21 protein-coding genes and 1 pseudogene are annotated in these 26,611 nt (G+C 68.8%); 14 read left to right on the forward strand and 8 right to left on the reverse strand.

The window, feature by feature from the left end; all coding sequences use genetic code 11:
* Positions 1-186: 186 nt before the first annotated feature.
* Together IPZ69_RS39135 and IPZ69_RS39140 are read right to left on the reverse strand one after the other, a co-directional pair.
* Positions 187-1,335 (reverse strand): hypothetical protein, encoded by a 1,149-nt coding sequence (locus tag IPZ69_RS39135; protein ID WP_235459496.1) that lies wholly within the window; start codon positions 1,333-1,335, stop codon positions 187-189.
* 15 nt (positions 1,336-1,350) lie between these two features.
* Positions 1,351-1,659, reverse strand: a complete 309-nt coding sequence (locus IPZ69_RS39140; protein ID WP_235459497.1) for a hypothetical protein — start codon at positions 1,657-1,659, stop codon at positions 1,351-1,353.
* 381 nt (positions 1,660-2,040) lie between these two features.
* On the opposite strand from IPZ69_RS39140, the gene IPZ69_RS39145 reads away from it, so the two are divergent.
* Positions 2,041-2,739, forward strand: a complete 699-nt coding sequence (locus IPZ69_RS39145; protein ID WP_235459498.1) for a hypothetical protein — start codon at positions 2,041-2,043, stop codon at positions 2,737-2,739.
* Between the two features lie 143 nt (positions 2,740-2,882).
* Positions 2,883-4,541 carry a penicillin-binding transpeptidase domain-containing protein gene (locus tag IPZ69_RS39150; RefSeq protein ID WP_235459499.1) on the forward strand — a complete coding sequence of 553 codons (1,659 nt, stop codon included), beginning with the start codon at positions 2,883-2,885 and terminating at the stop codon, positions 4,539-4,541.
* A 168-nt stretch (positions 4,542-4,709) separates the two neighbouring features.
* Here the strand turns inward: IPZ69_RS39150 and IPZ69_RS39155 are convergent, their stop codons facing one another.
* On the reverse strand, positions 4,710-5,633 hold the full coding sequence (locus IPZ69_RS39155; protein WP_235459500.1) for an NADP-dependent oxidoreductase: 924 nt from the start codon (positions 5,631-5,633) through the stop codon (positions 4,710-4,712).
* A gap of 129 nt (positions 5,634-5,762) precedes the next feature.
* Here IPZ69_RS39155 and IPZ69_RS39160 point away from each other — a divergent pair, with 129 nt between their 5' ends.
* Positions 5,763-6,797, forward strand: a complete 1,035-nt coding sequence (locus tag IPZ69_RS39160) for a GlxA family transcriptional regulator (RefSeq protein ID WP_235459501.1) — start codon at positions 5,763-5,765, stop codon at positions 6,795-6,797.
* Positions 6,798-7,146: 349 nt separating this feature from the next.
* Here the strand turns inward: IPZ69_RS39160 and IPZ69_RS39165 are convergent, their stop codons facing one another.
* Complete coding sequence (locus IPZ69_RS39165; RefSeq protein WP_235459502.1) at positions 7,147-9,117, reverse strand: glycoside hydrolase family 5 protein; 1,971 nt, start codon at positions 9,115-9,117, stop codon at positions 7,147-7,149.
* A 355-nt stretch (positions 9,118-9,472) separates the two neighbouring features.
* Here IPZ69_RS39165 and IPZ69_RS39170 point away from each other — a divergent pair, with 355 nt between their 5' ends.
* Both IPZ69_RS39170 and hisS read left to right on the forward strand, forming a co-directional pair.
* On the forward strand, positions 9,473-10,636 hold the full coding sequence (locus IPZ69_RS39170; RefSeq protein WP_235459503.1) for an ROK family transcriptional regulator: 1,164 nt from the start codon (positions 9,473-9,475) through the stop codon (positions 10,634-10,636).
* Positions 10,637-10,695: 59 nt separating this feature from the next.
* Positions 10,696-12,018: a histidine--tRNA ligase gene (gene hisS / locus IPZ69_RS39175; protein ID WP_235459504.1), complete on the forward strand. Its 1,323-nt coding sequence runs from the start codon at positions 10,696-10,698 to the stop codon at positions 12,016-12,018.
* A 109-nt stretch (positions 12,019-12,127) separates the two neighbouring features.
* On the opposite strand, the gene IPZ69_RS39180 is transcribed toward hisS, so the two are convergent.
* Positions 12,128-13,558, reverse strand: coding sequence for a selenium-binding family protein (locus IPZ69_RS39180; protein ID WP_235459505.1), 1,431 nt, complete (start codon positions 13,556-13,558; stop codon positions 12,128-12,130).
* Between the two features lie 478 nt (positions 13,559-14,036).
* Here IPZ69_RS39180 and IPZ69_RS39185 point away from each other — a divergent pair, with 478 nt between their 5' ends.
* The 4 genes from IPZ69_RS39185 (at position 14,037) to IPZ69_RS39200 (ending at position 17,224) form a co-directional block, all read left to right on the forward strand.
* On the forward strand, positions 14,037-14,531 hold the full coding sequence (locus tag IPZ69_RS39185; protein WP_235459506.1) for a hypothetical protein: 495 nt from the start codon (positions 14,037-14,039) through the stop codon (positions 14,529-14,531).
* Positions 14,532-14,767: 236 nt separating this feature from the next.
* A complete protein-coding gene (locus IPZ69_RS39190; protein ID WP_235459507.1) occupies positions 14,768-15,394 on the forward strand; it encodes a hypothetical protein in 627 nt (208 codons plus the stop codon).
* Positions 15,395-15,724: 330 nt separating this feature from the next.
* Complete coding sequence (locus IPZ69_RS39195; protein WP_235459508.1) at positions 15,725-16,624, forward strand: LpqB family beta-propeller domain-containing protein; 900 nt, start codon at positions 15,725-15,727, stop codon at positions 16,622-16,624.
* Positions 16,625-16,795: 171 nt separating this feature from the next.
* Entirely contained in the window at positions 16,796-17,224 is a 429-nt protein-coding gene (locus IPZ69_RS39200; RefSeq protein WP_235459509.1) for a contact-dependent growth inhibition system immunity protein, read from the forward strand.
* 811 nt (positions 17,225-18,035) lie between these two features.
* Here IPZ69_RS39200 and IPZ69_RS39205 read toward each other — a convergent pair.
* Positions 18,036-18,587, reverse strand: a complete 552-nt coding sequence (locus IPZ69_RS39205; protein WP_235459510.1) for a hypothetical protein — start codon at positions 18,585-18,587, stop codon at positions 18,036-18,038.
* A 338-nt stretch (positions 18,588-18,925) separates the two neighbouring features.
* Here IPZ69_RS39205 and IPZ69_RS39210 point away from each other — a divergent pair, with 338 nt between their 5' ends.
* The 5 genes and pseudogenes from IPZ69_RS39210 (at position 18,926) to IPZ69_RS39230 (ending at position 24,252) form a co-directional block, all read left to right on the forward strand.
* Positions 18,926-20,923: a glycosyltransferase family 2 protein gene (locus tag IPZ69_RS39210; RefSeq protein WP_268835603.1), complete on the forward strand. Its 1,998-nt coding sequence runs from the start codon at positions 18,926-18,928 to the stop codon at positions 20,921-20,923.
* Positions 20,924-20,993: 70 nt separating this feature from the next.
* Positions 20,994-21,767: a class I SAM-dependent methyltransferase gene (locus IPZ69_RS39215; protein WP_235459512.1), complete on the forward strand. Its 774-nt coding sequence runs from the start codon at positions 20,994-20,996 to the stop codon at positions 21,765-21,767.
* A gap of 788 nt (positions 21,768-22,555) precedes the next feature.
* Positions 22,556-22,789, forward strand: a pseudogene (locus IPZ69_RS39220) (2'-5' RNA ligase family protein); the annotation flags it as partial.
* Between the two features lie 29 nt (positions 22,790-22,818).
* Complete coding sequence (locus IPZ69_RS39225) at positions 22,819-23,232, forward strand: hypothetical protein (protein WP_235459514.1); 414 nt, start codon at positions 22,819-22,821, stop codon at positions 23,230-23,232.
* Between the two features lie 153 nt (positions 23,233-23,385).
* Positions 23,386-24,252: an AraC family transcriptional regulator gene (locus IPZ69_RS39230; RefSeq protein WP_235459515.1), complete on the forward strand. Its 867-nt coding sequence runs from the start codon at positions 23,386-23,388 to the stop codon at positions 24,250-24,252.
* 235 nt (positions 24,253-24,487) lie between these two features.
* On the opposite strand, the gene IPZ69_RS39235 is transcribed toward IPZ69_RS39230, so the two are convergent.
* Both IPZ69_RS39235 and IPZ69_RS39240 read right to left on the reverse strand, forming a co-directional pair.
* The gene (locus IPZ69_RS39235; protein ID WP_235459516.1) at positions 24,488-25,927 is read right to left on the reverse strand and encodes a glycosyltransferase 87 family protein; all 1,440 of its coding nucleotides are present in this window, start codon (positions 25,925-25,927) and stop codon (positions 24,488-24,490) included.
* Positions 25,924-26,611 (reverse strand): glycosyltransferase family 2 protein (locus IPZ69_RS39240; protein WP_235459517.1); only part of this gene is annotated, 688 nt, incomplete at its 5' end. The genes IPZ69_RS39235 and IPZ69_RS39240, both read right to left, overlap by 4 nt.

Genomic DNA, 26,611 nt, shown 5'->3' on the forward strand with positions numbered 1-26,611 from the left:
AATCCCCGCCGACCATGAACAGCCGACCGGCGCACAGGTCTGGAGCTGGACGGAGACCGCAATGCTGTTCGGGTACGGTCCGCCGGCATCGAGCCTCGCCTGACAGCACAGGAAGGACCGGTGAGAGCGAGCCGGGGCAGGTTGACGGTTGCGGCGGCCCCGCCGCTCGCAACGCGCACCTGGATGTCACAAACCTGCCAGGGTGAGAAGCCAGTGCATATGTTGGCGAGGCAGGTCGGGGTTGCCGGCTGCGGCGGTGGCGACCGATTCCGATGGATCGGCCAGCAGTTGAGTCAGTTCCAGGGGCGTGAGCCGGGGATGGGTCGCGATCGCGCGGCGCACCGTGTGATCGGGATCGGCGGCCAGGAGGTGGACGAGTTCGACCGGCAGGTCGAGATCGCGCGGGGCCAACTGCCGCATCCTCGGGTCGGGATCGGTGGCCAGACGCCGAAGGACGTCGGTCGGGAGGGGGAAGTCATCGGCCGGACGCCACCGTGTCCTTTTGACCGGGCGGTAGCCGCGTTCGATGCGTTCGGCGGTGGCGGGGTCGATCTGGTCACGGGCGTGTCGAGCCATCGTCGTACGAACGCTGCTCTCCTCGTCGTCGAGCAGCCGGGCCACCACCGGCGCGGGGAGGCGGTCGGACATCGCGGCGGAGACGCGGAAGCAGGCGTAGGGCGAGTCGACGTAGGGCATGGGATCCGCGGTCACCCACGGCAGACGGAGCGTCCGGAGTTCCAGGCGCGCCAGCTTGCTCGTGAGCTGCCGATCGAGCGTGTCGTCGTCCAGGACTTGGGGATCGGTGAGCCAGTCCACCGGGGGCGCGTCGGACAGGATTTGTGCGTGGATCGCGGCGCGGGTCGGTTCAGGCGTGTCCTGACGGGCGAAGACGCGCAGCGTGACCCGCGGGCTGGGGTCCTCGGCGAGCATGTCGCGCAGCTGCGGCGGGAGTTCGGGGTGCTCGGCGAGTTCCTTGCGTACCTCCGCGTCCGGGTCGTCGGCCAGCCGACGGGTCGTGTCGGGATCCAGTGTGCAGTGGCGCACTGCCCCAACCCGCGTGACCGGGTCGGCCAGCAGTGCCGGGAGCAGATCGGCGGGCGGGACGGGATGGGGCAACCGTCGGTAGTAGGTCGCGCAGGCTGCCGCGCGCACCGCGTCCTCGGGATCTGTCAGCAGGATCCGTCGCACCGATTCCGGGGCCTGCGTCCACCATTGGGCAAGAGTCGCCCGGATCTTCGGGTCCGGATCGGCGGCCAGTCGGGCGCGCAGATCCGTCGGCACATGATCGCGTTCTGCCAGGTGCTCACGCACCCCCGGGTCGGCGTCGTCGAGCATCCGCTCGAACAGCTCTCATGGTGCGTCGTCCGCGCCGACCACCAGAGCCGCGCGTATCGCCGGATCCGGATGCTCGGCGAGTGTCATCCGGAAGGCATGCGGGAGGCTGCGGTTGAGCGCCAGCGAATGCGTGAGCCAGTCGTCGTCGAGTGCGATGATCTCGGCGATCATGTCGTCGGTCAGGTCCGAGCGCTCGGCAACGCCGCCGAAGCCGCCGCGGTGGGCGAAGAGGCGACGGACGAGCTCGGGCGGTAGCGCGGGGTTCGTTGCGAGTGCCTCCACCACCTTGTCGAGGTGGACCGGCGGCAGCGTGACGTCCGACACGGCAAGCGACCCTTCTGGCGCGGCGAGTTGACCGCCGAGTCTCTCACGCGCGTCGACCGATCCCGCTTCGTCCCGATGGTTCGGGGGTTCACGCAACTGCGGGCAGAGCCGGACTCGCCAGGCCTCACCGGCCGGCGTTCCACAGCCCGGTGCGGCTCACCCGCTGGAAAATCTCCCAGTGCGTTCGAGGAACCTGCCTACCATCGTCGGGACGTCGGCCGGCCGCCCGCTGTCGCGCTGTCCAGCCGCTTGGAGGGGAACCGGGGTGGGACTGTGATGTGGCGCTGGCGCAGGGAGAAGGGCAGGGGGCAGGAATCCGGTACTACGCCGGAGACCGACCCCTGGGGTGAGCGGTGGCAGGACTGGTTGCGCCGTTCTCCGGTGGGCACCGACCTGCTGGCGTGGTGGCGGGACGAAGGCGGCACCTTCCTCGCCCACGCCGGCCCGGAAGGCTACCGTGCCCGGCTTGCCGAGCTCATCTCCCGTGCCTCGCCTCGGGACGTGGCGGCCATGGGCATCGGGTGCACACGTCGTATCGACCGACCCTGTCGTGATCCCAAGACGTGCAGCCAGGACCCACCCGACGGCCAGGCAGTCACCATCCCGAACCGCACGGGTCCGATTCCCGGCGCCTGCGGTGGCTTCAAGGACTGCTGGACCACGTACGGCATCAACGTCAAGTTCTCGCCCGACGACCGGCACCGTGCGGTGCACATCCAGGACCCGTCGGACCGCTGCATGCTCTGGATCGATGGTGTCCGCGTTGCGGAGGGGCTCGCGCTGGAGCATTCCGGGTACTGGGCGAGCAGTCGGTTCTACGTGGTGGAGACCGAGGGTCCCAAAGACCACCCGGAACAAGGCCTGGCGATGGGAAACCTGTGCTGGAACATCCTGTCCCTGGTCGTCCACGACGTGGAGCAGGCCACGACGCGGGTACTCGTGCCCGAGGCCACGGAGACGTGGACCTGTCCCGTGCTGCGGGTGGACGGTGAGACCTTGCGCGTCTACCCCGACTACGAGGTGTGCGAGGACGCCTCACCGGACCGTGTGCTCCCCATCGAGCCGCTACCGTCGACCTGACCGCGTGCCCGCGCAGGGATCCAGGACCGGCCCTGGAAGCCGCCCTGAAGGGCGAACCAGGGCCTCCGCAAGGTGTGTTGACCGGTGTCACCTGAGTACGCGTACTCAGGCAACATCAACTCCCGGTCGAAAGAATCCCTGTCATGAACAGACCTGTGAAGCTCGGCTTGGTCGGGGCATGCACGGCACTGCTTGTCGTCGGGGGAATCGGTATCTTCAACCTCGTCCACGGGTTGACCGCCGGGGCATCGCAGGACGGTCAGTCCGGCTCGTCGGGCAGTTTCGATCCGTCCACGCTGTCGAGCACACCGCCGTCGAACACCGAGGCGGTCAAGCGAGCCCGAGCGTTCCTGGACAGCTGGTCCGAGCAGCGGTTGGAGGGTGCGGCCGGCGACACCGACAGGCCCGGCACAGCGGCCCCGGCGTTGCGGGACTACAAAGAGGGCCTGCACCTGAGCAAGTTGACGTTCGACCACGTTCTCTCGGCCGGTCCGTCGACGGTGACTCCGGGCGCCACCAAGGTCACTTTTGATGTGAAGGCCGAGGTGGCGGGCGGCACTTGGACGTACTCCAGCGCCGTGGCGGTCGTGCGCAGCACGAACGGCGTGTCGGCGGTGCACTGGAACAAGTCGGTGCTCTATCCGGGCCTCGGCGACGACCAGTCGCTCACCGCGGGCAAGCTCCCCGCCGGAGCGAGCTCGGCGAAGGTCGTGGCGAGCGACGGCATGACAGACCTGTCCACGTTCGCCTCGTTGCGGGGCATCGCGACGACCATCGGCCAGAACGCCAAACCCACGGGCGGCACCACGGGCACGGGTGTGGCGGTGGTCGACGGTGACGGTGACGGGGTCAAGGCGCTGAAGGACTTCTCCAAGGGCCGGCCCCCGGTCATCAGGACGACCATCGACGCGCGCCTCCAGGCAGTGGCCGAGAGCGCCGTGAAGAACCCTCAACTCCAGGAGAAGCCCGCCGGAACAGTGGCACTCGACTGGAAGAACGGCCACATCCTCGCGCTGGCGTACACGGGTGGGGACGGAGACATCGCCATCAACGGCATCAAGTCGCCGGGCTCCACCATGAAGATCATCACCTCCGCGGCGCTGTTCGACCAGGCGGGCCTCACCGCGAACAGCCCCGCACCCTGCACGGACTCCTTGGTCGCCAACAGCCAGCTGTTCCACAACGACCCAGGCCTGAAGGCCAACCCCGGCTCCACCCTCTCCCAGGCGTTCACGGTGTCCTGCAACACCGCCTTCATCAAGGACGGCTTCCACTACCTCGTACACGACGGAGACGCCTCCGCCCTGCACAACGAGGCCGTCAACGTCTTCGGCATGGGCAGCTGGTCGATCGGCGGCGGGGTGGCCACGACCGACCCGAGCATCCCTACGGACGTTCAAGCCGGAGACCAGGCGGCCCAGTTCATCGGCCAGGGCAGGGTCACCGCCACACCGCTGTTCATGGCGTCCGTGGCGGCCACCGTACGAGGCGTCGGCTTCAAGCAGCCCATCATCCTGCCGGACCAGCACCAGCAGACGGCCCCTCGCCCCATCTCCACCCGGACCGCGGGCTACCTACAGTCGATGATGCGCAGCGTGGCCACCAGCGGCACCGCTGCGCCGCGCCTCGGCGGGCTGCCGGGCGTCGGCGCGAAAACGGGAACGGCCGAGGAAGGGGACCACACCAACGGCTGGCTGACCGCGTACGACTCCCGCATCGCGGTCGCGGCCCTGGTCGAAGGCGGCAGCTCCGGCGTGGACTCCGCCGGGCACGTCGTGCGACAGCTGCTGACCGGCAGCTGACAGCGACAGCGGCCTGCGCCCAGTGCTCTGAGGCCACAGGTTGATCGCCGCCCGGGTACGCACCCGATTGCGGACCGACCCCGGATACGCACCCGGTCGAGGACTCGTCCCGTATCCGCTCGCACGGGTGCGTATCCCACGTCCACCCGGCCGCCTTACGGCCGCGGATCAGGCAACCGTCAGGACGATCTTGCCGGTGGTGCGGCCCTGCTCGCCGATCTCGTGCGCCTTCGCGGCCTGGGCGAGCGGCAGGACCGTCTCGACCACCGGCTTCAGCGCGCCCCGCTCCACCAGGGCGGCGATCTCGCGCAGGCCGAGGTGGTCGGGCTCGACCAGGACCCACACCGCCCGCACGCCGTCCTGGGCGGCGGGCACGTCGTCAGGGCCGGGCAAGGTGATCAGCCGGCCGCCGGCCCGGAGCACCTTCAAAGAGCGCTCGGCCGTCTCGCCGCCGAGCCCGTCCAGCACCACGTCGACGTCGGACACGGCGTCCTCGAACCGTACCGCTCGGTAGTCGATCACCTCGTCCGCGCCCAGCTCCCGCACCAGGTCGTGCTTGCCGGCGCTGGCCGTGCCGATGACGTACGCGCCACGGGCCTTGGCGATCTGCACCGCGAAGTGGCCGACCCCGCCCGCCGCCGCGTGCACCAGCACCCGCTCTCCGGGGCGTACGTCCGCCACGTCCACCAGCGCATGCCAGGCGGTCAGCGCGGCGAGCGGCAGCGCCGCCGCCTCCACGTGCGTCAGGCCCGCCGGCTTCGGGGCGAGGTGCCGGGCCGGCGCCACCACGTACTCGGCGTACCCGCCCGCCTGGCGCGGGAACAGCGGCATGCCGAAGACCTCGTCGCCGGGACGGAAGATCCCCACACCGGGCCCGACGGCCTCGACCGTGCCGGACACGTCCCAGCCCACCACCGGTACGTCGCCCCACTCGATCAGGGCCCCACTGGCGCGGGTCTTCCAGTCCACCGGGTTCACTCCGGCCGCGTGCACGCGAACCAGGACCTCGTTCAGTCCCGGTTCCGGGCGCTCGACCTCCCGCTCGACCAGGTTCTCGGGTCCGCCCCACTCCTCTACGACCACCGCGCGCATGCTGTCTGCCTCGTCCTTCGTCTCGATCGGCTCGTCACCGGGAGATCCCCGGCGCGACGCAGTCCACGATCCGGCAGCCCGGCCTCTCACGGTGTTGGCCGTTTGGCCACTGTGTGACAGGATCTGGCCATGAGCGAGACGCGATGCGCAACCCTGGCGGACGAGAGGGACCAGGCCGCCGGAGCGCCTCGGCGACACCGGATCGCGGTGCTCGCCCTGCCCGGGGTCCCGCCCTTCGAGCTCGGTATACCCTCTCGTGTCTTCGGCAGCGTGGAGGACGCCGAGGGTCACCCGCTCTACGACGTCACCGTCTGCACCGCCGACGGCGCCCCCGTGCTCAGCGACGCCGGCTTCACAGTGCAGCCCGCGGCGGGCCCCGAGGCGCTGGCCGCCGCGGACACCGTGATCGTCCCGCCGACGCACGCCATGCCCGAGCTCGGCCGCGGCGGCCCACTGCCCCCCGAGGTCACGGCGGCCATCGCCGGCATTCGGCCAGGCACCCGACTGGTGTCGATATGCAGCGGCTCGTACGTGCTCGCCGCGGCCGGACTGCTCGACGGCCGCCCCGCCACCACCCACTGGAACCTGGCCCCCGAGTTCCGCCGGGCCTATCCCAAGGTCAAGGTCGACGAGGAAGTCCTCTTCGTCGACGACGGCGACGTGCTGACCTCCGCGGGCGTGGCCGCGGGCGTCGACCTGTGTCTGCACATGATCCGCCGCGACCACGGCGCGGCCGCCGCCAACCGGGCCGCCCGCATGTGCGTCGTACCGCCCTGGCGAGACGGTGGGCAGGCCCAGTACATCGACCGTCCGGTGCCCGAACCCACCGTCGCCGGCACCAGCGCCACCCGCGCCTGGGCCCTGGAGCACCTCGGCGAACCCCTGTCCCTGGCCCAGCTCGCCGAACACGCCCGAATGAGCCTGCGCTCCTTCACCCGGCGCTTCCGCGACGAGGTCGGCATGACACCGGTCCAATGGCTGACCGCACAGCGCCTGGAACTGGCCAAGCAACTGCTGGAGACCACCGATCTGCCGATCGACCTGGTCGCGCACCGAGCGGGCTTCGGCTCCGCGAACTCCCTGCGCGCGCACATGAGAACGACGTTCGGAGTCTCACCCGCCGCCTACCGTCGAACCTTCAGCCCCAGTGATCGGCCCCGGTGAGCTGCCCCGAACCAGCACAGCGAGAAGGGCACCCGCGTCTTTCTCGCGAAGTCCGAGTCGAATTGGGCAACCGGTCCGGGGCATCGCCACGGGAGCGACGGCAGCCCTGGTCGGCGAGATGTTCGCACTACCGGATGTGGCGTACGTGGAAATCACGCACGACCTGGCCAGCCCCTCCAGCGCCCTACGCCGGCCTGTTGAAGGCGATCCCGCTCCCTGAACCGAACGTGCACCTGTACGGCGATGACGTCCTCGGCACGCGAGTTGTGGTCGCCTGTCGGTGCCGAGGACATCGCCGCTCAGGGTGTGGGTGTGGGCACAGCCGTGACCGGGCCGATCCGGTGGTGCGTCAGTTCAGCGGACGGCACAGGAGGGCGTCGGGGACTCCGTAGTGCAGCCACTTCCAGGTGTAGGCGACACCGGCGAGGTATTCGTCGTCGGCACACTGGCCCTTGTAGTAGCCCGGTGCCCAGTCACTGTCCTTCGAGCCGCCGGAGGCGGGGCGGTTGTCGCCGTGGTCGAACCACACGTTGCGGCCGGTGGTGGGCAGCGGTTTGTCGGAAGGTGCGCACAGCAGGGCCGACATGGAGTTGCCGTTGACGCTGTAGCCGACGGCGAAGGTGTTGTCGGGGCACTGGAGTTTGTTGTAGCCGGAGGCCCAGTCCCCGTGGGTGACGTACCGCTCGTCAGTGACGGTCACCCGGTCGCCGCCGGCCTTCGCGGGCTGGTTGGCGTCGGTGCACAGGCCTCGGCTGTCGCTGCGGCCGAGACCGACCACCCGCTGGGAGTCCGGGCAGTTGCCCTTGCGATTGCCGGGGCTCCAGTCCGGCTTGGCGAGCATGCGAGTGGAGACGTTCTGGTCGCCGAAGTCGAGGTCGAGCATGTTCCAGTGGTTGACCTGGGGCACCGTGCCGGTGCGGCCGGGTGCCTCGATGAGCTTCTTCCAGTCGGCCGCACGCCAGTCGCCGGGGTCGTCGAGGCTCAGCCGCTTGCCGGTGGTGTCGTACGAGATCAGGGCCCAGTTGTCCTGCGGCTTGCCTTCGGCGTCGGTCCAGCCGACCAGCGGCCAGATGGCGAAGTCGGTGTCGTTCCTGACCAGGATGTCGGTGAAGTGGTCGAACCAGGCCTGTTCCTTGGCGTCGGTCGAACCACGGCCCGCGACGCCGAACTCGCTGATCCAGACCGGAGCGGTGAAGTGCTGTCCGGACCGCGTGACGAACAGGGCCTCGTCGTTGACGACTTGGGCGAGTTGGTCCGGTGTGAAGTCGCGGTAGCGCGGGTCGCTGGTGTTGCCCCAGTAGCCGTCCGCGCCGGTGTGGGCCGGTCCGGTGTAGCCGTAGAAGTGGGCGGAGTAGACGAGCTTCCCGGAGTTGATGAGGGTGTGGGAGAGGTTGCCGACCGGGGTGAGCATCGGCCTGCCGTGGCTGAAGAGGGCCGAGGGGATGCCCTGCCAGTTGATGCCCTCCATGAAGATCAGCATGTCGGGGTCGGCCTGGAGGATCTTGTTGCCGGCCTCCTCGAAGGCCGCGTACAGGTCCTTGTCGTTGCCCCAGCCCCAGTTGGGGTTGTCCCAGGTGTCACGGCGGACCTCGTTGCGCAGGTCCGCGCCGACCACTCGCTTGTTCGCCTTGTAGCGGTTCACCAGGAACAGCCAGTCGTCCACCCACTCCTGGGTGGACTGGCCGCTGTTCCAGCGCTCGTTGCCGTCGAGGCTGCAGCAGAACCGGTAGCTGGTGGTGTGGTTGTTCAGGATGACCGCGAAGCCGTCGGCGGTCAGCGCCTCTACGACCGCGTCGAAGATCTGCAGGGGGGTCTTGCCCTTCAGCTGCGGGTTGGCGGCGACGGCGGCGTCCGGCACCGGTGTGGTGTCGTGGATCAGCGCGTTGGCGAAGGGCAACCGGATGCTGTTGAGGCCCAGGCTGTGGAAGTCGGCGAGGATCTTCGCCATCGGCGTCCGGTCCAGTCCCAGAGGTATGTTGCGGGACATCTGATGGGCCTGGTGGTTCGCCGGGTCGTTGACGTCTCCGCTGCCTTCCCAAGTGCCCTGGGCTCCTGCCCAGTTGCCTGCCTTGAGCTTGAAGCGGTTACCGGAGGCATCGACGATGTAGCGTCCTCGGGTACTGAGCGGGCCGGTCCATGACGCGGCAAGCTGCGCTCCGGTCAGCGGAGTTGAGGCAGCGGGCTGGGTTGCCTCGTCGGTGAGGGGCGTGGCCAAGGAGTCGACGGCCAGTCCCAGGCTGAGCACGGTCAGGGTCGTCGTGACTGCCAAGGCCCGCGCGAGCAGCCTTCGGCCGACACGGGCCGATCCAACGGATCTCATGATGGTTGCCTCCAAAAGGATGAGGGGGGTGGGCAACTGCACTGGTCCAGGGCTTGCGGCCGCGGTTCCGGGGACCCGAGTGGTGGCCGGTCACGGTGCGCAAAGGCCACGTGAGCCACGTATGCCACGTGAGGCAATCCCCTTTCCCGTACCAGAGCCCTGGACACGGACGTGGGTGCGGATGGCACGGGTGGCCCCATCAAGTGAGCGGCGACGGTGGGGATTGGGCCCGGACAGGATGGCCGGCCCTGAACGTACGGCTCCAGTGGGTCACGGAGGTGGCCAGAGCGTAGGGAACGGCAGGACCGTAAATCAATACTGGACGAAGTTATTTATTTCCCAGTTCGTTGCCGCCGTGCCCCCGAACCACGCGCATCCGCTGGTCACCGCACCGGCCAACGCCGCTGTCCTGGCCCTGCTGCTCGCCGAGAGCCCCCTCAGCCGGGTCGAACTCGCCCGCCGCACGGGCCTGTCCTCGACGGCGGTCACCAAGGCCGCGAGGCCGCTCATCGACGACGGCTATCTGCGTGAACTGCCCCCGGAACGCACCGCTCCGGGGGCCGGACGCCCCGTCAACCCACTGACCATCGTCCCCGATCGTGAGTTCTTCGTCGGGGTGAAGATCAGCGCCGACACCCTGGACGGCACGGTCTGCGACCTCCAGGCCCGGATGCGCGCCAGGGCCCACCGCCCGCTCGGCGACCGCGATCCGGACGCCGTGTGCAAGCTGCTGGCCGATCTGGTTACCGAACTACTGGACACCGAGCCCGAGTTCAGGGCCCGCACCCGGCACCTGGGCATCGCGGTCTCCGGTGACGTGGACCGCCGGGGCGGCCGCGTCCGCTACTCCGTCCGCCCCCGCTGGTGCGACGTACCGCTTGCCGAGATCGCGACCAGGGCAACCGGACTGACCGTCACGGTCGAGAACGACGTCAAGGCTCTGACCACCGCCGAGCACTGGTTCGGCGAGGGCATCGGGACCGGGAACTTCGCGCTGGTCACCATCGGCTCCGGGATCGGCTCCGCCGTCGTTGTCAACGGCCGGTTGCTCACCGGCGCATACGGAGTCGCCGGTGAGTTGGGGCACGTCTGCGTCGATCCGTCGGGGCCCCGCTGCCACTGCGGCGCGGTCGGCTGTGTGGAGGCCATCGCCTCCAGCGACGCGATTGTGGCCACCGTCCGCCGCGCCGTCGCCGTCGCCGATCCGGACCTCGATTTCGACGGTGCCGTTCGGCTCGCCCGCGGCGGAGACCCGGCCGCACGGGAAGCCTTCGTCCGGGCCGGTCGCGCCATCGGCATCGGCATCGCCACCCTGGTGAGCCTGGTGGGACCGGAGCGCGTCGTGGTCACCGGAGAGGGACTCGACGCGTACGACCTCTTCGGCACACACATCAAGGAGGCCTACCTCGCGCACTGCTTCAAAGCGGCGGCCGCATGTCCGCTGACCGTGCGTCCGCTTCCGTGGGAGGAGTGGGCCCGCGGCGCCGCCGTCGCCGGTATCCAGGCGCTGTTCCCCTGAGACAGGGCCGGCAGAGAAAGCGATGGCGTGGAAAAGCGCCTCCCGGGGATCATGTGCCCATGACCGAGCAGAAGATCGTCCGCCCCACGCCCGTCAGCGGTTTCCCCGAGTGGCTCCCCGAGGTGCGGATGGTCGAGCAGCATTGGCTCGACCTGATCCGGGCGGGCTTCGAAAGCTACGGCTTCTGCTCCGTGGAAACCCCCTCCGTGGAGTCTCTCGACGTGCTCACGTCGAAGGGCGAGACCTCACAGGAGGTCTACACACTGCGACGACTGCAGGAGGATCCGCGCGACGCGTCGGATTCCAGGCTCGGGCTGCACTTCGACCTGACGGTGCCGTTCGCGCGGTACGTGGCCCAGCACTTCAACGAGCTGGTGTTCCCGTTCAAGCGCTACCAGATCCAGCGTGTGTGGCGCGGGGAGCGTCCCCAGGAGGGACGGTTCCGGGAGTTCACGCAGTGCGATATCGACGTGATCAATGTCGACCACGTGCCGCTGCACTTCGACGCCGAGTTGCCGCGGATCATTCACGGAGTCATGAGCGGGCTGAACCTCCCGGCGTGGACGCTCAACGTCAACAACCGCAAGATCCTGGAGGGTTTCTACCAGGGTGTCGGAGCGGACGACCCGCTTGAGGTGATCCGCGCGGTGGACAAGCTCGACAAGATCGGCACCGACGGCGTCCGGGCACTACTGACGACGAAGGCGGGCCTGACGGACAAGCAGGCCGACGCCTGTATGGAACTGGCGGCTGTTCGCGGTACGGGCCCGTCGGTGGTTCAGGACGTCGCCGCGATCGGGGTGCGCTCGGACCTGCTGTCCCAGGGCCTGGACGAACTGGCTTTCGTGATGGACTCGCTCAGCGACCTGCCCGCCGGAAGTGTGGTGGCGAACCTGTCGATCGCCCGCGGCCTGGACTACTACACGGGCACCGTCTACGAGGGGAAGTTCACCGACTGGCCGGACTTCGGCACCATCTGCTCCGGCGGCCGATACGAGAACCTCGCCGGCGGCTTCATCCGCCGCAGCCTTCCAGGCATCGGGATGTCCATCGGCCTGACCCGGATCTTCTCCAAGCTGCTGGCCGAAGGCCTGCTGCCCACCGGACCGTCGTGCCCGACCGACGTACTCATGGTGCTGCCCGAGGACCGGCCGCGGGCGGCCGTCGCCGCACGGACCGCGGCCCAGTTGCGCGGACGTGGCATGAACGTCGAGCTCTACCACCAGCCGGACAAGGTGGCCAAGCAGGTGCGCTACGCGGCACGCAAGGGCATCGCGTACGTCTGGTTCCCGCCGCTGACCGACGACCGGGAGCACGAGGTCAAGAACCTGGCCACCGGCGAGCAGGTCGCCGCGGATCCGGAGACCTGGCGCCGCGGCTGAGCGGTCTTGCGGGCACGTGGTCTCGTGGGCACGTGGTCTCACGAGTTGGCGCGCAAGTGGCCTCGCGGGCGAGCGCTCTCCTGGATCAGACGGCGTTTCCGAGCTCACGTCATCGGCGGTAGCAGTACGAATCCGAGGAAGCGTCGCCGCCTTGCAGGCGTGTCTGGTGCACGCGCAACCCCAGGAAGTCCGGGCCGTGCGGGAAGAAGCCGCTGTCGACCGTGAGTCCACCGTGCGAGGTGTCGGCGTCGAGTTTGACCATCCACGGGTCGATTCCCGAGGGGTAGATCTGTTCGTCCCAGGCGGCATACAGGGAGTTCGTCAGGTACACGCGCCGCCCGTCCCGGCTGAGCTCGACCATCTGGGATCCGCCGGACAGCGGCATGTCCGGCTCGGCGGGGTGCGTCTGTCGGCCGACGACGCCACCCAGCCGCACGGACGCGGTCTGCCTGGGTCGGAACGGGTCACTCACGTCGAACTGGAACAGGTCGCCGGTTCCCCACGCAGATACGTACAGCCACTGATCGTCGACCGACAGATCGATGTCGGTGATCATCGGGGGCACGGCGCCGAACGGCTGCAGCGCCGGGGGCAGGTCCTCCGCCGGCGCGGGCTCGGCCGGAATGGTGATCACCTTGCGGATCACGAAGTTCTCGCCCTCCCGGTTCCACAACCACACCGAGGCCGACAGGTCCTCCACGCTGACCACGGTGTTCGTGAATCCCCACGTCGCCTCGGGGTCGTGCGCCGGGCGAAGTTCCAGCACCATCTGGTTCTCGTCGCCGAGATCGACGCTCTGCAGATGCCTGCCGGAGTCGAGCTCCCAGAAATGCAGTGAGTGGCCGTATTTGCGCTTCAGCAGCAGTTCGGGGACAAGGCCGTCCTCGATCATCGAGGGGCTCCCCCACTCGCTGGTCACAGCGATGTTCTGGCGCAGATGCCACCAGACGTCATAGGCGAGCCGCTGCGGTCCGCGCTCGGTCTCCCAGGCGCGCAGCACTTCGAAGCTCTCGTGGTCCAGCAGCGCGACGCCGCCAGGCCCGTCCGCGCCGTCCGCGCCGCCCAGGCAGGACAGGAACATTCCGTCGGGGCCGCAGTGGAGTGTGTGCGGGCGGGAGTACCCGGCCTTGGCGGCCAGCACCTCGGGGTCGATCACCTTGACCAGGTGGGGGCGGTCGGGATCGGGGCTGGTGTCGAAGACGTGCAGCCGGGATGACCGCAGTCCCGGGACGATGAGGTAGCGCCGCGCGGCGTGATGGTGGCCGGCGTGGGCCAGCGCGCTGGAGCAGGCGTTCCAGCCGAAGTGGTGCAGTTCATTGCCCCGGTCGGGCAGCTCGGCGTGGGAGGTCACGCGGCCGTACCCGGGGGATTCCGGGTCGGTACCGACGGTGAACAACGCGTCGGCGCGCTGTGCGGTCGGGTCGAAACCGACGACGTAGGCGAGCGTCTCCGGGGGCGCGGCTACGGCATCCGCCGGAGTGCGGTACAAGGTGGGGTCACTGTGATTGTCGCCGTGGTCAGCGTGCTCGGTCGTCCTCATGGCTGTTCCTCACTCCCGAACGGGAGCCTGGACCCGGGTGGGCTCCGACAGAGCAGCCGGGCTCACTCGTTCGAGGTCGACGTGGAGACGGTTGACGGAAATGTCATGGATCGAGCGTTTCACACCCCTGGGAGCCCTGCCAAGGCGACAGCGCGGACCGCCCCAGGGCCCCTGCGACGAGATCACCAACTGCGTCCACATCGACGCCGACAGCGCCGACGGAGTCACCAGGAGGGCCAGACCATCTGGTTTCGGCGCCGGGAACCTGTCGCTGGAATTGCCTTCGGAATACTAATGGAGTGCCGGCGGTAGACCGAATTACGAAAAGGCGCGATGCGAGAAAGATGAGCAAAGGGAAATTACGTCGCCCGGGAATCGGTAAAGGTAAATCACCGGATTAGGCATACGTCTGCGTCCGGACCAGCCAGCGGCGTCTGATCTACTACCAGCCCACGAACCAGGAACCGGGAGAGAAGCGATGGGCGTTCTGACCGACTATTTCCGCGCGGTGGATGCCGCATCGGTTGTGCGGGCACTGAAGCAGGCTGACGGAGGGTCCCCGCTCTGCGCAAAGCCTCCCGTGTTCGACGGAGTTGAGGCCAAGCGCGTCGATCCGGCCGTCGTCCTGGCGCAGTTGATCGCCGCCATCCGTCAGGTGCCGTGGCGAGTGAACCTGGTGGAGGAGACGACCGTATGGCCGACCTCCCCGACCCCGGGCCCGGACAGCCCGGTTTCCGAGGACGATCCGTGGGCGACGGGGCCATGGGTATCGGAACTCCACCCCCTGACACGGGACACGCTGGCAGGCGTACGCGACGCCGACGTACCGACCGTCGTCGCCCGGTGGGTGCAAGCGGAGGAACTGCACGGAGCACGGGCCGAAGACATGCGGCCACTGGCCGAGGAGCTCATCTCGCTTGCCCGGCGGGCACACGACGCCAACCATCAGCTCTACTGCTGGATGTCACTGTGAGGCTGCCCAATGGCCGGTCATCCGGCGTGCGGCGGCACCCAGTCGGGACAGCCGAACGGACCCGTACGGCAACACCTCAGTGCAGCTCATCCGTCCCAGACCGTTGACGCCAAGCCCCCGGACAGCCATAGTTACCGGCCGGTAAGGATTGCCGTAGCCGCCGCACCGGCCGTGCCGTCGCCCTGAAGACGCTCCATCAGAAGTCGGCGGCCCGACCGACGGGGGACCCGGAGACCATGACCGACCATGCCCGTGCAGCGCTAGAACTGCTGCGCGACAACAGCCACTTTGCGTGGTACGTCATCCCCCTCCTCCTGCTCGTGATCTACGTCTACGCCGTGGAAGCGGAACGGCGGAACTGGAACGTGCTGTTCGCCGGACTCGCGCTGTGGGGCATGGACTGGTTCAACGAGATATGGAACTCCCTCGTCTTCCACTTCACCGAACGGGCCCCGGTCTGGGGCGCGTCGGGCAGGACGGCCTATCAGATTCTCATCGGACTCAACATCGAGATCTGTTTCATGTTCGCCGTCATGGGCATCGCAGCCGCGAAGCTCCTTCCCCCGCGCGACACACGCGTCCTGGGGATCCCCAACCGCCCCTTGCTGATCGGCGTGAACTCCGCCGCCTGTGTGGCGGTCGAGATCTGGCTGCACCACGTCGGAGTACTCACCTGGGACTGGAGTTGGTGGCAGGCCGACGTCCCCTACCTCATCCTTCTCCTCGGGTACGCCCCGTTCTTCGTGGTCAGCTTCGCCGTGCACGACATGCCCCGAGTACGGACGAAGGCGCTCACCGTGGGCACCATCCTCGGTGTCGACGCGATCGCCCTGCTCGTGTTCGGATCGCTCGGCTGGCTCTGACCGAGGAGCCTTGGCCGCACACGCCCAGCACCGCGGTCGCATCACATCGCATGTGACAGCACATGCGACATCGCATGGGGCAGCGCATGTGACAGCGGCGTACGGAACATGTCACAGGGCTCGTACCGCCACGTACCGTCGCTTCCCCCAGAGCCCCACCGAATGGGATGTTATCCGGCCGGAGCGGCCCGCAACGGGCCGCACGGAGTGAACGGGGTGGACACCTTGACGCGCCAACAACACCGCACCGGCAAGAGCAGAACCGTCGCAAAGGCTGGGAGAGATGCCACGACCGATGCGAGCGCCACAACTCGGCGCCACCGGGCGACGGTGACCGCCGCGGCGCTCGCCATGTCGGTCGCTGTCGCCGCACCGCTGACCCTCGGCACCGCAGGAGAGGCGGGGGCGGCGGCAGACCATCCGATCGTCTTCGCCCGCTACACCGCGGCAGCGCCCATCGAAGACCTCTACGCGATCTCCTCCAGTGGCGGCACTCCCGTCAAGCTCACCAACACCTCCACCGTCAGCGACGTGATGCCCAGCTGGTCCCCGGACGGCAAGCGGGTGGCCTTCGTCCGCTATGGATCCGGTGGCGCCATCGACGGCATCTGGACGATGAAGACCACCGGCGGCGGCCTGAAGGCCGTCCCCGGCACCAAGGGCGCCTCAGACCCCGCGTGGTCCCCGGACGGCAAGCGGATCGCCTACGCCAAGCCGGTCGGCACCCAGCGCGAGATCTACGTGGCCGACATCGACGGCACCCCCGCCACCCGACTCACCCACACCGCGGCGGACGACCTCCACCCGAGCTGGTCCCCGGACGGCAAGTACCTGGCGTTCAACCGCGCGGACGCGACCGGACACAGCAGGGTGATGCGGATCCAGCTGTCCACCCTGGCCCAGAAGGCCGTCACCGCGTCCGGCTCCCACGACTGGACGCCCGACTGGTCGCACAGCAACCACATCGCCTTCAGCCGCGTGGACCCCACCGGCTTCGCCCACCTCTACGTCGTCCGCCCCGACGGCACCGGACTGCACCGCATCACCAACGCCCGCCTCAACGACAAGAACCCCTCGTGGTCCCCGGACGGCCGCCGGCTGGTCTTCACCCGCGGCGGAACCGACGACGCGGATCCCGAACACCTCTTCCTGGTACGGGCCGACGGCACCGGGCTGACGCAGCTCACCAAGACCGACTCCCACGACCTGGAAGCGGACTGGCGCCCGTAAGAGACCCCATGAGACCCCCATGCCCGGGACAGATATCCCTGCCTGATCCGGCTGCGTAGGCCTGCCCGTCCGCTGTGGCCGGCTGCCCCCTCGTACGGTGGCCGACTGCCCCCCTCTTACGGTGGCCGGCCGCAACGGACGAGTGCCGGTCGAGGGCTCAGAATGAACCCCATGGACCACCTGCTGCACCTCGACCGCACGCTCGACGAGCTGGACCCACCCCGTTGGCCCCCGGCAGACGCCGACGCGACCCGACTGATCCGCAAGGTGCACGGGTTGCGGCACGTTCCGCTGGGCCAACTCGGTCCAGCGGATCTGCGCGTACTCGTCTCACAGCAGGTGGCCCTGCCGTACGTCCTTCCCCTCGCAGTGCGACTGCTGCTCAATGAGCCTTTGCTGGAAGCGTACTTCTACGAGGGAGACCTGCTGCTCGCTGCCGTCAATGCACCGGCATCCGCCTGGGCCCTGCTTCCCGACCTCGGCGCACAGCTGCGCTCCTCGATCGTGACACTGCCAGAGGCAGCGGTTGCCGACCTGCCCCGTGGCGCCGCCGAGGAACTCGCCCGCTTCGTCGCGCAACACGACTCCCACCGACCCTGACCAGCTGACGCGCGCCCTCACCGGCCCCGCCCCGGACGCGGCGGGCGAAGCCCTGTCGGAGCTGTACGGCAGCGTGCTGCACCAGGGGACGGTCTACGACGCCAGCGCCGAAGCGGCACCGTTCCTGGCCCGGATCGCGGCGGCCGGCCACCATGTCGCGGACGTGGTGGCACTGCTCGGCGGCCTGGCCGAGAGTGAGGACGAGCACGGTGTGGCGCCGGCTCCGGTCCGCGCGGCCGTGGCCGGGCAACTGCCGCTGCTCCTGCCTCTGCTGGACGCCGCGGATTCGGAGGTGCGCCGGATCGCCGCATGGGCGGTCTCGCAGACCCGGGCGACGGCACTTGTCCTCCCCGCCCTGACCCAGCGCTTCCAGCAGGAGGCCGAGCCGCTGGTGCGCGCGGCGGTCCTCTCCGGGATCTCCCGGCTCGACCCGGCGGCCGGCGCGAAGGCGGCCACCGGCCTTCTTGCCCCGTCCCAGCCGGCCGAGCTGCGCATGGCCGCGATCTTCGCCTGCCTCGACGCGGAGCTGCCTTGGACCGAGGCGCACCACACGACGATGGTTTCCCTGTTGCCGGCCGATCCGCATGGAAGCGACCTCGATTTCGAGCGGAGCGAGCCCTTCGCGGCCGTCGTGGACATCCTGCTGAGGAGGGACCCCGATCCGGACCGGGAGGCGGCGTTCGCGCTGATCGACACGGCGCTACGGGACGGGCGGAGCGAGGTACGCGCCGAGGCCCTGTGGGCGGCAGATCGCGCCTGCATGCTCTGCCCTCTTCACCACTTTCGCGGCACCACCCGGACCACCCGGAGGCTAGAAGTAGGAGGCCATCAGGTCACGGTCCACGGTGATGGTGTCGCGGTTCAGCGCGGGCAGTCCCAGGTGGTCACAGATCAGCTGGGTCAGCTGCTCCTCGTAGTTGTCGTTCTCGTGGTCCAGCCCGGCCGCCGTGATGAGGGGGGCCATCGCGTTGGGCCAGTATTCGCCGCTGTGCTCCGGGCCCTCGTAGTCGATGCAGGACGAGATCTGGCCGTCCTTGTAGTGGTACGCCTTGGGGCCGTGGGCCTTGGCGACGCACGGGTTGGGAATGAACACCATCAGCTCGGCGCCCTGGGGGCACAGCTTGCGGTAGTCGATGTCCGCGAACTCGCCGCGGGACGGGTTGAGCATGTGGTGCACGATGACACCCCAGTCGCCGGGTGCCGCATCGGGGCCGTAGGCGAACGGCGGCCGGTGCAGCGCGCTCAGCCCCTCGGCCATGGCGGTCAGGCCGGTCCCCTTGAAGTACACCAGAACGGTTTCGTCGTCCCCGTACCGGTCGTCTCTCACCCAGGCTATGACGCCGCTTTTGATCCACTCAGTCATGCCCAGCACGGTAACCGGTGCCACTGACAACCCCGTGGCTATTGACCCCCGGCCCACGGGCGCATGCCATAAGCACCGACTAAATATGAGACAGATAAGGATCGCACCCGGACTGCACAACAGGCGGCTCACGAGAAGAGGTGAATCGGCCATCAGACAACGTGGCCGGGACCAGTCGCGAACAGGCCCTTCACCCGACCTCAACTTCGAGTCCACAGAAGGATCATGATAGGTTCACAGCCTGTACGGCCTCTTGCCCCACGCATTACGGCCTCCATCACCCATACCGGAGCCAGCACTTGACGGGGCATCACTGGTACTAGATGGAGAGCGTGATAATGCCTGGCCCCACCGTTTCGGTGATTATCGCAGCGTACAATGCCATGCCTTATCTGACGCGCTGCATCACTTCTGTCGCCGAACAGACCATCGGCCGTAGCGCTCTTGAGATAGTCGTGGTGAACGACGGATCGACCGACGGCACAGCAGCGGAACTGGAGCGGCTGTCCGGCCTCTATCCAGGGTTGATGCGCGTCTTCCACCAGACGAATTCCGGCGGGCCGTCGGCCCCGCGCAACGCCGGCCTTGAGCACGCGCAGGGCACGTTCGTGTTCTTCCTGGATGCCGACGACCATCTCGGACCCGAGGCCCTTCAGCGCATGGTGCGGATGGCCGAGGACAACGACACCGACGTCGTGCTCGGCAAGATGGTGGGCGTCGGCGGTCGTGGTGCGCCGACGTCGATGTTCAAGCGCAACCAGCCACGCACGGACGTCTTCTCCTCCCGCGTGTACTGGACGCTCAACCCCATGAAGCTCTTCCGCCGGGACCTGCTGGAGCGTCACCGGCTCAGGTTTCCCACGGATCTGGCCATCGGCGAGGACCAACTCTTCGTCGGCGCGGCCTACCTGCACGCCTCCGGCATCTCCGTGGTCGCCGACTACGACTGCCTGTACTGGGTGCTGCGCGAGGACGAGGGCAACATCACCCGCCGGCTGACCGGTTCGGAGCGCCGGCTGCGGTTCCTGCCCCGCATGGTCGACCTCCTCCTGGACAAGGTGCCGCCCGGCCCCGGCCGCGACCACCTCGCACACCGTCATCTGACCGTCGAGGTCCAGCAGATCCTCGCCGACCAACTCGTCTTCGAGTCCCGCGACGTTCAGGAGAAGATGCTGAACCAGCTGGCCGAGGCCGTCGAACCGCTGTGGCACGAGGGGATCAACGACCGTATCTCGGCGATGGCCAGGCTGCGCCTGCACCTCGTACGCCACCGAATGCTCGACGAACTGCTGAACGTCGTCGAGTTCGAGAAGGAAACCAACCGGAGCAAGACGGCTACCCCGGTCCTGGTGGACCAGGGCAGGGCCCTCGCCCGCTACCCCTACCTCCGCGACCCCGGCCGCGCCGTCCCCGACATCTGCTACGACGTCACCGCCCAACTCGGCCTCCGCCACCACATCACCCGCGCGGAGATGCACGGCACGACGCTGCACCTGGCCGGCCATGCCTACATCCACCGCGTGGAGACCCAGGACGTCACCACCGAACTGGTCCTGCGCGAGCGTGACAGCGCCATCGAGTACCGGCTGCCCGTCACGCACATCGCAACACCCGGTCTAGGCAAGGATGTTGACCAGGGCCGGTTCTCGTACGACCTGGCCGGCTTCGAGGCCACCGTCGACGTCACCACCGCCGCCGACGGCCGGCCGCTCGGCGACGGACTGTGGGACATCTCCCTCGCCGTCGGCGCACAGAGTCTGTCCAAAGAGGTCCGTATCGGCAGCAAGCGGTCCGCCGAGGTCTCCGGCACGGCGAGCACGCGGGTCGTGACCATCGAGGACGGACTGCGGGCTCTCACCCTCTACACCACGAAGCCGTACGGCAATTTCACCCTCGACCTCGGCGAGGCCAAGCACAAGGTGCTGCCCCTCCTCAGCCCCGATGAAGTCCGCCGGGCCGAGGACGCGCCGACCGAGCTGGAGCTGGCCGGGCGGTGCACACTGACGGCCTACCCCGATGGTGTCCTGAACGCCGTCCTCACAGACGGCCAGGGCGCAAGCATGACGTTCCCCGCCCGCCAAACGGCAGCCGCCGACGGCCACTTCACCGTACGCATCCCCGTCACCGAGCTGACGATCGGTGACTGGAGTGGCGAACTGCGGCTCGGGCAGTGGACCTGGGCCCTTCCGCCCATCCCCCGGAACCTGACTCCAGTCAAATGGCGCCGCCGCGGTCTGCCGTGGTATGCAAAGCCGGCCCCGGGCAGCCGCGATCGATTCGCTCTCCACGTTGCCAAGACAGACCTCGTCAAGGCATTCACCAGCCGTCTCAAGTAGAGGGAGTCACGATCTACGGCTGGCGTACGAGGGCCTTCCGGCCGATCATGCGAATGACTAGGCTGCGCCGATGGAACGCGTAACCGACGTGCCCGAGAACTTCGCCCAGTCTGCGGACGAGGCCCAGGAGAACGACTACGACAGCTTCGCCGAGGTGTACTCGGCGGAGAGCGAGAACAGCTTCGTGAACGCGTACTACGAGCGACCGGCGATGCTGGCCCTCGCCGGAGACGTGGCCGGCCGTCGGATCCTGGACGCCGGCTGCGGCTCGGGCCCCCTGTTCGCTGCACTGCGCGACCGCGGTGCCGTCGTCACTGGCATCGACGCCAGCACTGGAATGCTGGCGCTGGCCAGACGGCGGCTCGGTGACGACGCCGACCTACAGGTGGTCGACCTTAAGGACCCGCTGCCGTTCGACGACGGTGCGTTCGACGACGTGGTCGCGTCGCTGGTCCTGCACTACCTCGAGGACTGGGGGCCGACGCTGGCCGAGTTGCGGCGAGTGCTCAGGCCCGGCGGCCGGCTGATCGCGTCGGTGGACCACCCCTTCGTGGCCTACACGTTCCAGGATCCTCGGCCCGACTACTTCGCGACCACCAGCTATACCTTCGAATGGACGCTCAGCGGGCAGTCCTGCCCGATGAAGTTCTGGCGCAGGCCGTTCCACGCGATGACCGATGCCTTCACCACCGCCGGCTTCCGCATTGCGGCCATCAGCGAGCCGCAGCCCGACCCGGCCGCCCGTGAACTGTTCCCCGACGACTTCCACAACCTTTCGACCAAGACCTGCTTCCTGTTCTTCGTCGTCGAGGTACCGCCGTCGGCTACCGGCTCGGACGACTAGCCAGTCGGCGGATCACGAGCGGAGCCAGAATCGTCGCGCGCGCTTCTGCGTCGTTGCCGCCGTGGCGGTCGGACCGGATGCGGTAAGTTCCCCTCCGACAGTCTTACTTGCCGTGAGAAGTGAAGTTCAGGATGCACATCCTGGAAGATGCGTCCGGTCTGGCGGCCTGCGCTATCAAGTCCGGCACAGCTGGGTCATGGGCGGGAAGCGGTGTGAGAGCACCCGTGGGTGGGAGTACGACCACTTCGGGCTGCGTACGCGAGCGTGGCACGATCCCGGCCAAGGAGGCTGGTACTTCGAATGGACCGGAGAGCGGGTGTCCAAGCCATGCCGAGACCTGATGCCCACCGACGGAAGCGTGGGCACCGATGTCGACGGCGGCAGTCCGTACCTCCCGCTCGCACCGTCGGTCCCACACCTGATCGAATCCCACGCCCTCACCGACACGGTCTCGACATGGAGGCCGTGGCCCGAAGGCGATTCCGCAGCCGCCGCGGCTGCTGAGCTCCTCACCGGGCTCTTCGACGTGCCCGAAGCCTCATGGGCATCCTCACGTCGGCGCCTGTCCGACACCGTCGCCGTCCTGGACCGAGACAGCTGGGATCGCGAGAACCCACGACGCCGCACACACATCTGGTCCCGCGAGGAATCTGGTCACCACGAGGTTCAGGCAGCCCTTGAGCGGGTGCGACACTTGCGATGAAAGCGACGCCGGGCCGCACCATTCCTGGAACCGATGGCTGCTCTGAGCACCCACCCTTCCGACTCAAGGTCCCGGCAATCGGCAGCTCACTGAGGCAATCACTGACCGATGGCCCGAGGCGCCTCCGTACGGCGGCAAGTTCACCGAGATCGTGCCCCACCTGACCATCGCCGACGGTCATGACGATGCTGCCCTGGACGACATCGAGGCCGGCCTTGTCAGCAAACTGCCCTTCACGTCCCGGGTCTCGTCAGTCGACCTCATAGTGCATGACGGTGCGAAGTGGCGGGTGCGGGCGTCGTTCGCGCTCCGTGAATGAAGGGGTGCGGTGGCTGGGAGGCTGTCGTCATGACGGGCAAAGAAGGCGGAGTTGAAGTCGGAGCGGTTCGCCCCGGCAAGTACTCGCGTGTCGAGCGGGAAAGACGGTTCCTCCTGGTCAACCCGCCGGCGCCGTCGGCGGTGACCGTCACTCGCCTCATCAACGACCGGTATCTGACGGGAACCCGCTTGAGGGTGCGACGCGCCGACTCCTCGGATGGTCGTCGCGAGTTGAAACTCACCCAGAAAGTCCCGGAGGCCGAGTTCACCACCGACGAGGAGGCACGGTCCTTCGTCGTCCCTGCCGAGTGCGTGGCAGAGGTGACCGACGACACCCGTTTCACAGGAGGCCGACTCGTCCGGGCATCCCGCCAAGAGCTGCTCGGGTGGCTAGCCGAGTACGGGCTCCACCCGGAAGGTTCGTACGGCGTGTTCGAGATGTGATCGCAGCCTCCCGTGTCCCCCCGTTGCCGTCGATGCAGGTGTGAGCTCGGATCGTCGGTCGCTCGGCGTACCCGACCGGATCGGGCACAGGATGTCGGGTGCGGCAAGGTGAGTCCTTCCTAGTGTCGGTGATCGAAAGGGAAGGAGGCCGGGGTGCTGGAGCGGCTGAACCAGGCCATGGAGCACATCGAGTGCCACCTTGATCGGCGGATCGAGGGGACCGACCTTGCGCGGATCGTGGTGACGTCGGAGTACCACTTGCGGCGGCTGTTCTCCGCGCTGGCGGGGATGCCGCTGTCGGAGTACGTCCGGCGCAGGCGGCTCACACTCGCCGGTGCTGAGGTGCTGGCCGGGGATCGGACGCTGTTGGAGATCGCGGTGCGGTACGGCTACACGTCGGGTGAGGCGTTCGCGCGTGCGTTCCGCGTCATGCACGGCGTCGGTCCCGGCGAGGCCAGACGGTCCGGTGCGAGTCTGCAGTCCCAGCCACGGCTGTCCTTCCGTCTCATCGTCGAAGGGAGTAGCAGCATGCGATACCGGGTCGTGGAGAAGGACGAGTTCCGTGTGGTCGGCAGGAAGGCGCGCGTTCCCCTAGTGCACGAGGGGGTGAACCCCGCCATCGCCGACTTCATCCGGGGCATCGGGCAGGAAACGCTGCAGCGCATTCAGAGTCTGTCCGACCAGGAGCCGCAGGGGATCGTAGGGGTGAGTGAGAACATCGACCCGAGTCGGGCGGAGGGGACCGAACTCGACTACTACCACGGGGTGGTGACCCGTGCCGCCGTGCCCCAGGACATGGAGGCGTTGACCGTGACAGCCGGTACGTGGGCCGTCTTCGAAAACTCCGGGCCGTTTCCGCAGGCGCTCCAGTACCTCTGGCGGGACGTGTTCACGCAGTGGTTCCCGTCCAATCCATACCGGAGCCGGCCGGGACCGGAAATGCTGCGGGTCCGGCTGTCACAGGACGCCACACAGGCGGATGCGGAGCTGTGGATCCCCGTGGAACGGACTGAGGTCTGAACGACAGCGTGCGGCGGCCCCAGGCCCGCCGCACGCTGCAGCAGTTGTTGCCGCCGGCAGCGCGACCGGACGGCCGCCAAGGGACCAGCGGCAGGCCTTGGCCGAGCACCACACCACTCTGCCGACGCCGGTCACCCCGGCAATCGCGCCCCGGTCCGCACCAGCCCGGCCCCGAGCCCGCGTGGCCTGCCAATGTCTTCACTCTTGGCGTCGGCGGCGCCGCAGCCCATGGCGATCACCGCAGGCGCACCGACGGCTGTGCCGTGCCGAACCCGCGCACCAGGCGTCGTGGCGCGCCCGACCGAAGCCAAACGCCCGTCGTGACCGCCAGAGCGGCGACCCCGTACGCCCATGCCTGGAGCGGGAAGCCCGGCAGGAGTCGGCCCGCGAGGTAGAGGACGGTCCCGGCGAGGGTGACGGTCAGCCACTCCCAGCGGCCGTCCAGGGCGACGAAGGCGATGACGAGGAGCGAGTACCAGGGATAGCTGGGCGAGAAGAGGAGCAGCGCGGTGCCGGTCATCAGCAGGGCGCCGCACCATGGGCGGGCGGGGTCGCCGCGGCGCCACACGTACAGGGCGGTCAGGGCGAGCAGTACGGCTGCCGTGGCGCCCGCGGCGGCGTTCGGCAGCAGGAGTCGCAGCAGGGCGAAGCGACGTACGTGGCCCGGGTCGTAGCCTTCCTCGTGGAGGTAGCCGGGAAGGTAGCCCAAGACGCCCGTGCCGGAGGCGAGGACGTAGGGCAGGTAGGCGAGCGTGATCGCCGCGACGGTGGATGCAAGGACGCGCAGCACGCGTGCCGGACTGCGCTGCCCGGACAGCGCACCGGGCAGCGCGAGGACCGGCAGTATCTTCACGGCGATGGCGGCGCCGAGCAGCGCGCCGCGGCGGGCTCCGGCGGTCGATGTGCCCAGTGCCAGTACGGTGAACAGGACGCCGAGCGTGTCGATGTGGGCGTCGTTGACCGCTTCGAAGGCCACGGCCGGGCACCAGGCCCACAGGGCGGCCCGGGTCGGCGCCCGCTGCGGATCGCCGCGCCGGCGAAGGACGACGAGCAGGGCCACCGTCGTACCGAACGCCAGGACCGCGCCGCCGACTTGGAGTGGCTTGTGGCGGCTGTCGGGCGGGGAGACGGCGTGGACGGCCAGGTACCACCCTTCCGCGACGGGCGGGTAGATGGTCGGAACGGTGGGCCGGTTGATGCGGACGCACAGGCCGCTGTCGGTGTGGGTCAGCGCCCAGCCCTTGCAGGACGGGCCGCTGGGGAAGAGCCAGTTGTCGCGCAAGGGGGCCAGTTCGGAGGCGGCGGGCGGGTAGGCGTACGGGGAGATACCGGCGCCCTGGACGCGACCGTCCCAGGCGTAGCGGTACATGTCGTTGCTGGTACGGGGCTGCGTGGCGAGGCCGGCCAGCGCCACCGCCGCCGCGCCGAGCAGGACCAGGACGGTCGCCGCGCGGGCCGGAACCTGACGTACGGTCCACGCGGCGGCCGCGAACAGGGCCCAGGCGACGGCGTATCCGGCCAGCAGGCGGCCGGGGGCGCTCAGGTTGTCACCTGCGTTGAGTGTGTCGACGACGACGGCGGTGAGCGCGGTCAGGAGCACCGTGGTGGCGGTGATCGCGATACGGGACCTGCGGCGGTTCGCCGGAGGCGTGGCCGGCCCCAGGGCGACGCTCATCGCGCGACCCCCGTGACTTCGGTGACTCCTCCGGCTCCCGTGACCGCCGCGGCCGGGCCGGTGGTGGGCCGCTCGGCAAGGACGGCGCGCATGTCCCGTACCGCCTGCGAAGTTCCCCGCCAGGTGCCGGTGACCTTGGACCGGCCCGTACGCGGCTGGTACGGCACGTCCGTCTCCTGCACGCGCCAGCCGGCATCGGCGGCGCGGACCACCATCTGCAGCGGATAGCCGGAGCGTCGATCGGTCAGGTCAAGGGCCGTCAACGCGTCCCGGCGAGCCGCGCGCATGGGGCCGAGATCGCGCAGGCGCAGGCCGGTGCGGCGGCGCATCAGGCGGGCCAACTCCAGGTTGGCCAGCCGGGCGTGGACCGGCCAGGCGCCGACGGTGGTGGGCCGGCGGCGGCCCAGGACCAGGTCGGCGGAGCCGTCGAGGACGGGCCCGGCGACCTGGGGCAGCAGGCCGGGGTCGAGGGAGCCGTCGCAGTCACTGAAGCAGACGATGTCGGCCGTGGCGGCGGTAAGACCCGCGTGACAGGCGGCGCCGAAGCCACGGCGCGGCTCGTGGACGACGTACGCGCCGAGGGAGCGGGCGATGTCGGGGGAACCGTCGGTGGACCCGTTGTCCACGACGATCGCCCGCCAGCCGGGCGGAATCCGGTCCAGCACCCAGGGCAGGGCATCGGCC

The sequence above is a fragment of the Streptomyces olivochromogenes genome (assembly GCF_021538895.1).
Lineage (GTDB): Bacteria > Actinomycetota > Actinomycetes > Streptomycetales > Streptomycetaceae > Streptomyces > Streptomyces olivochromogenes_A.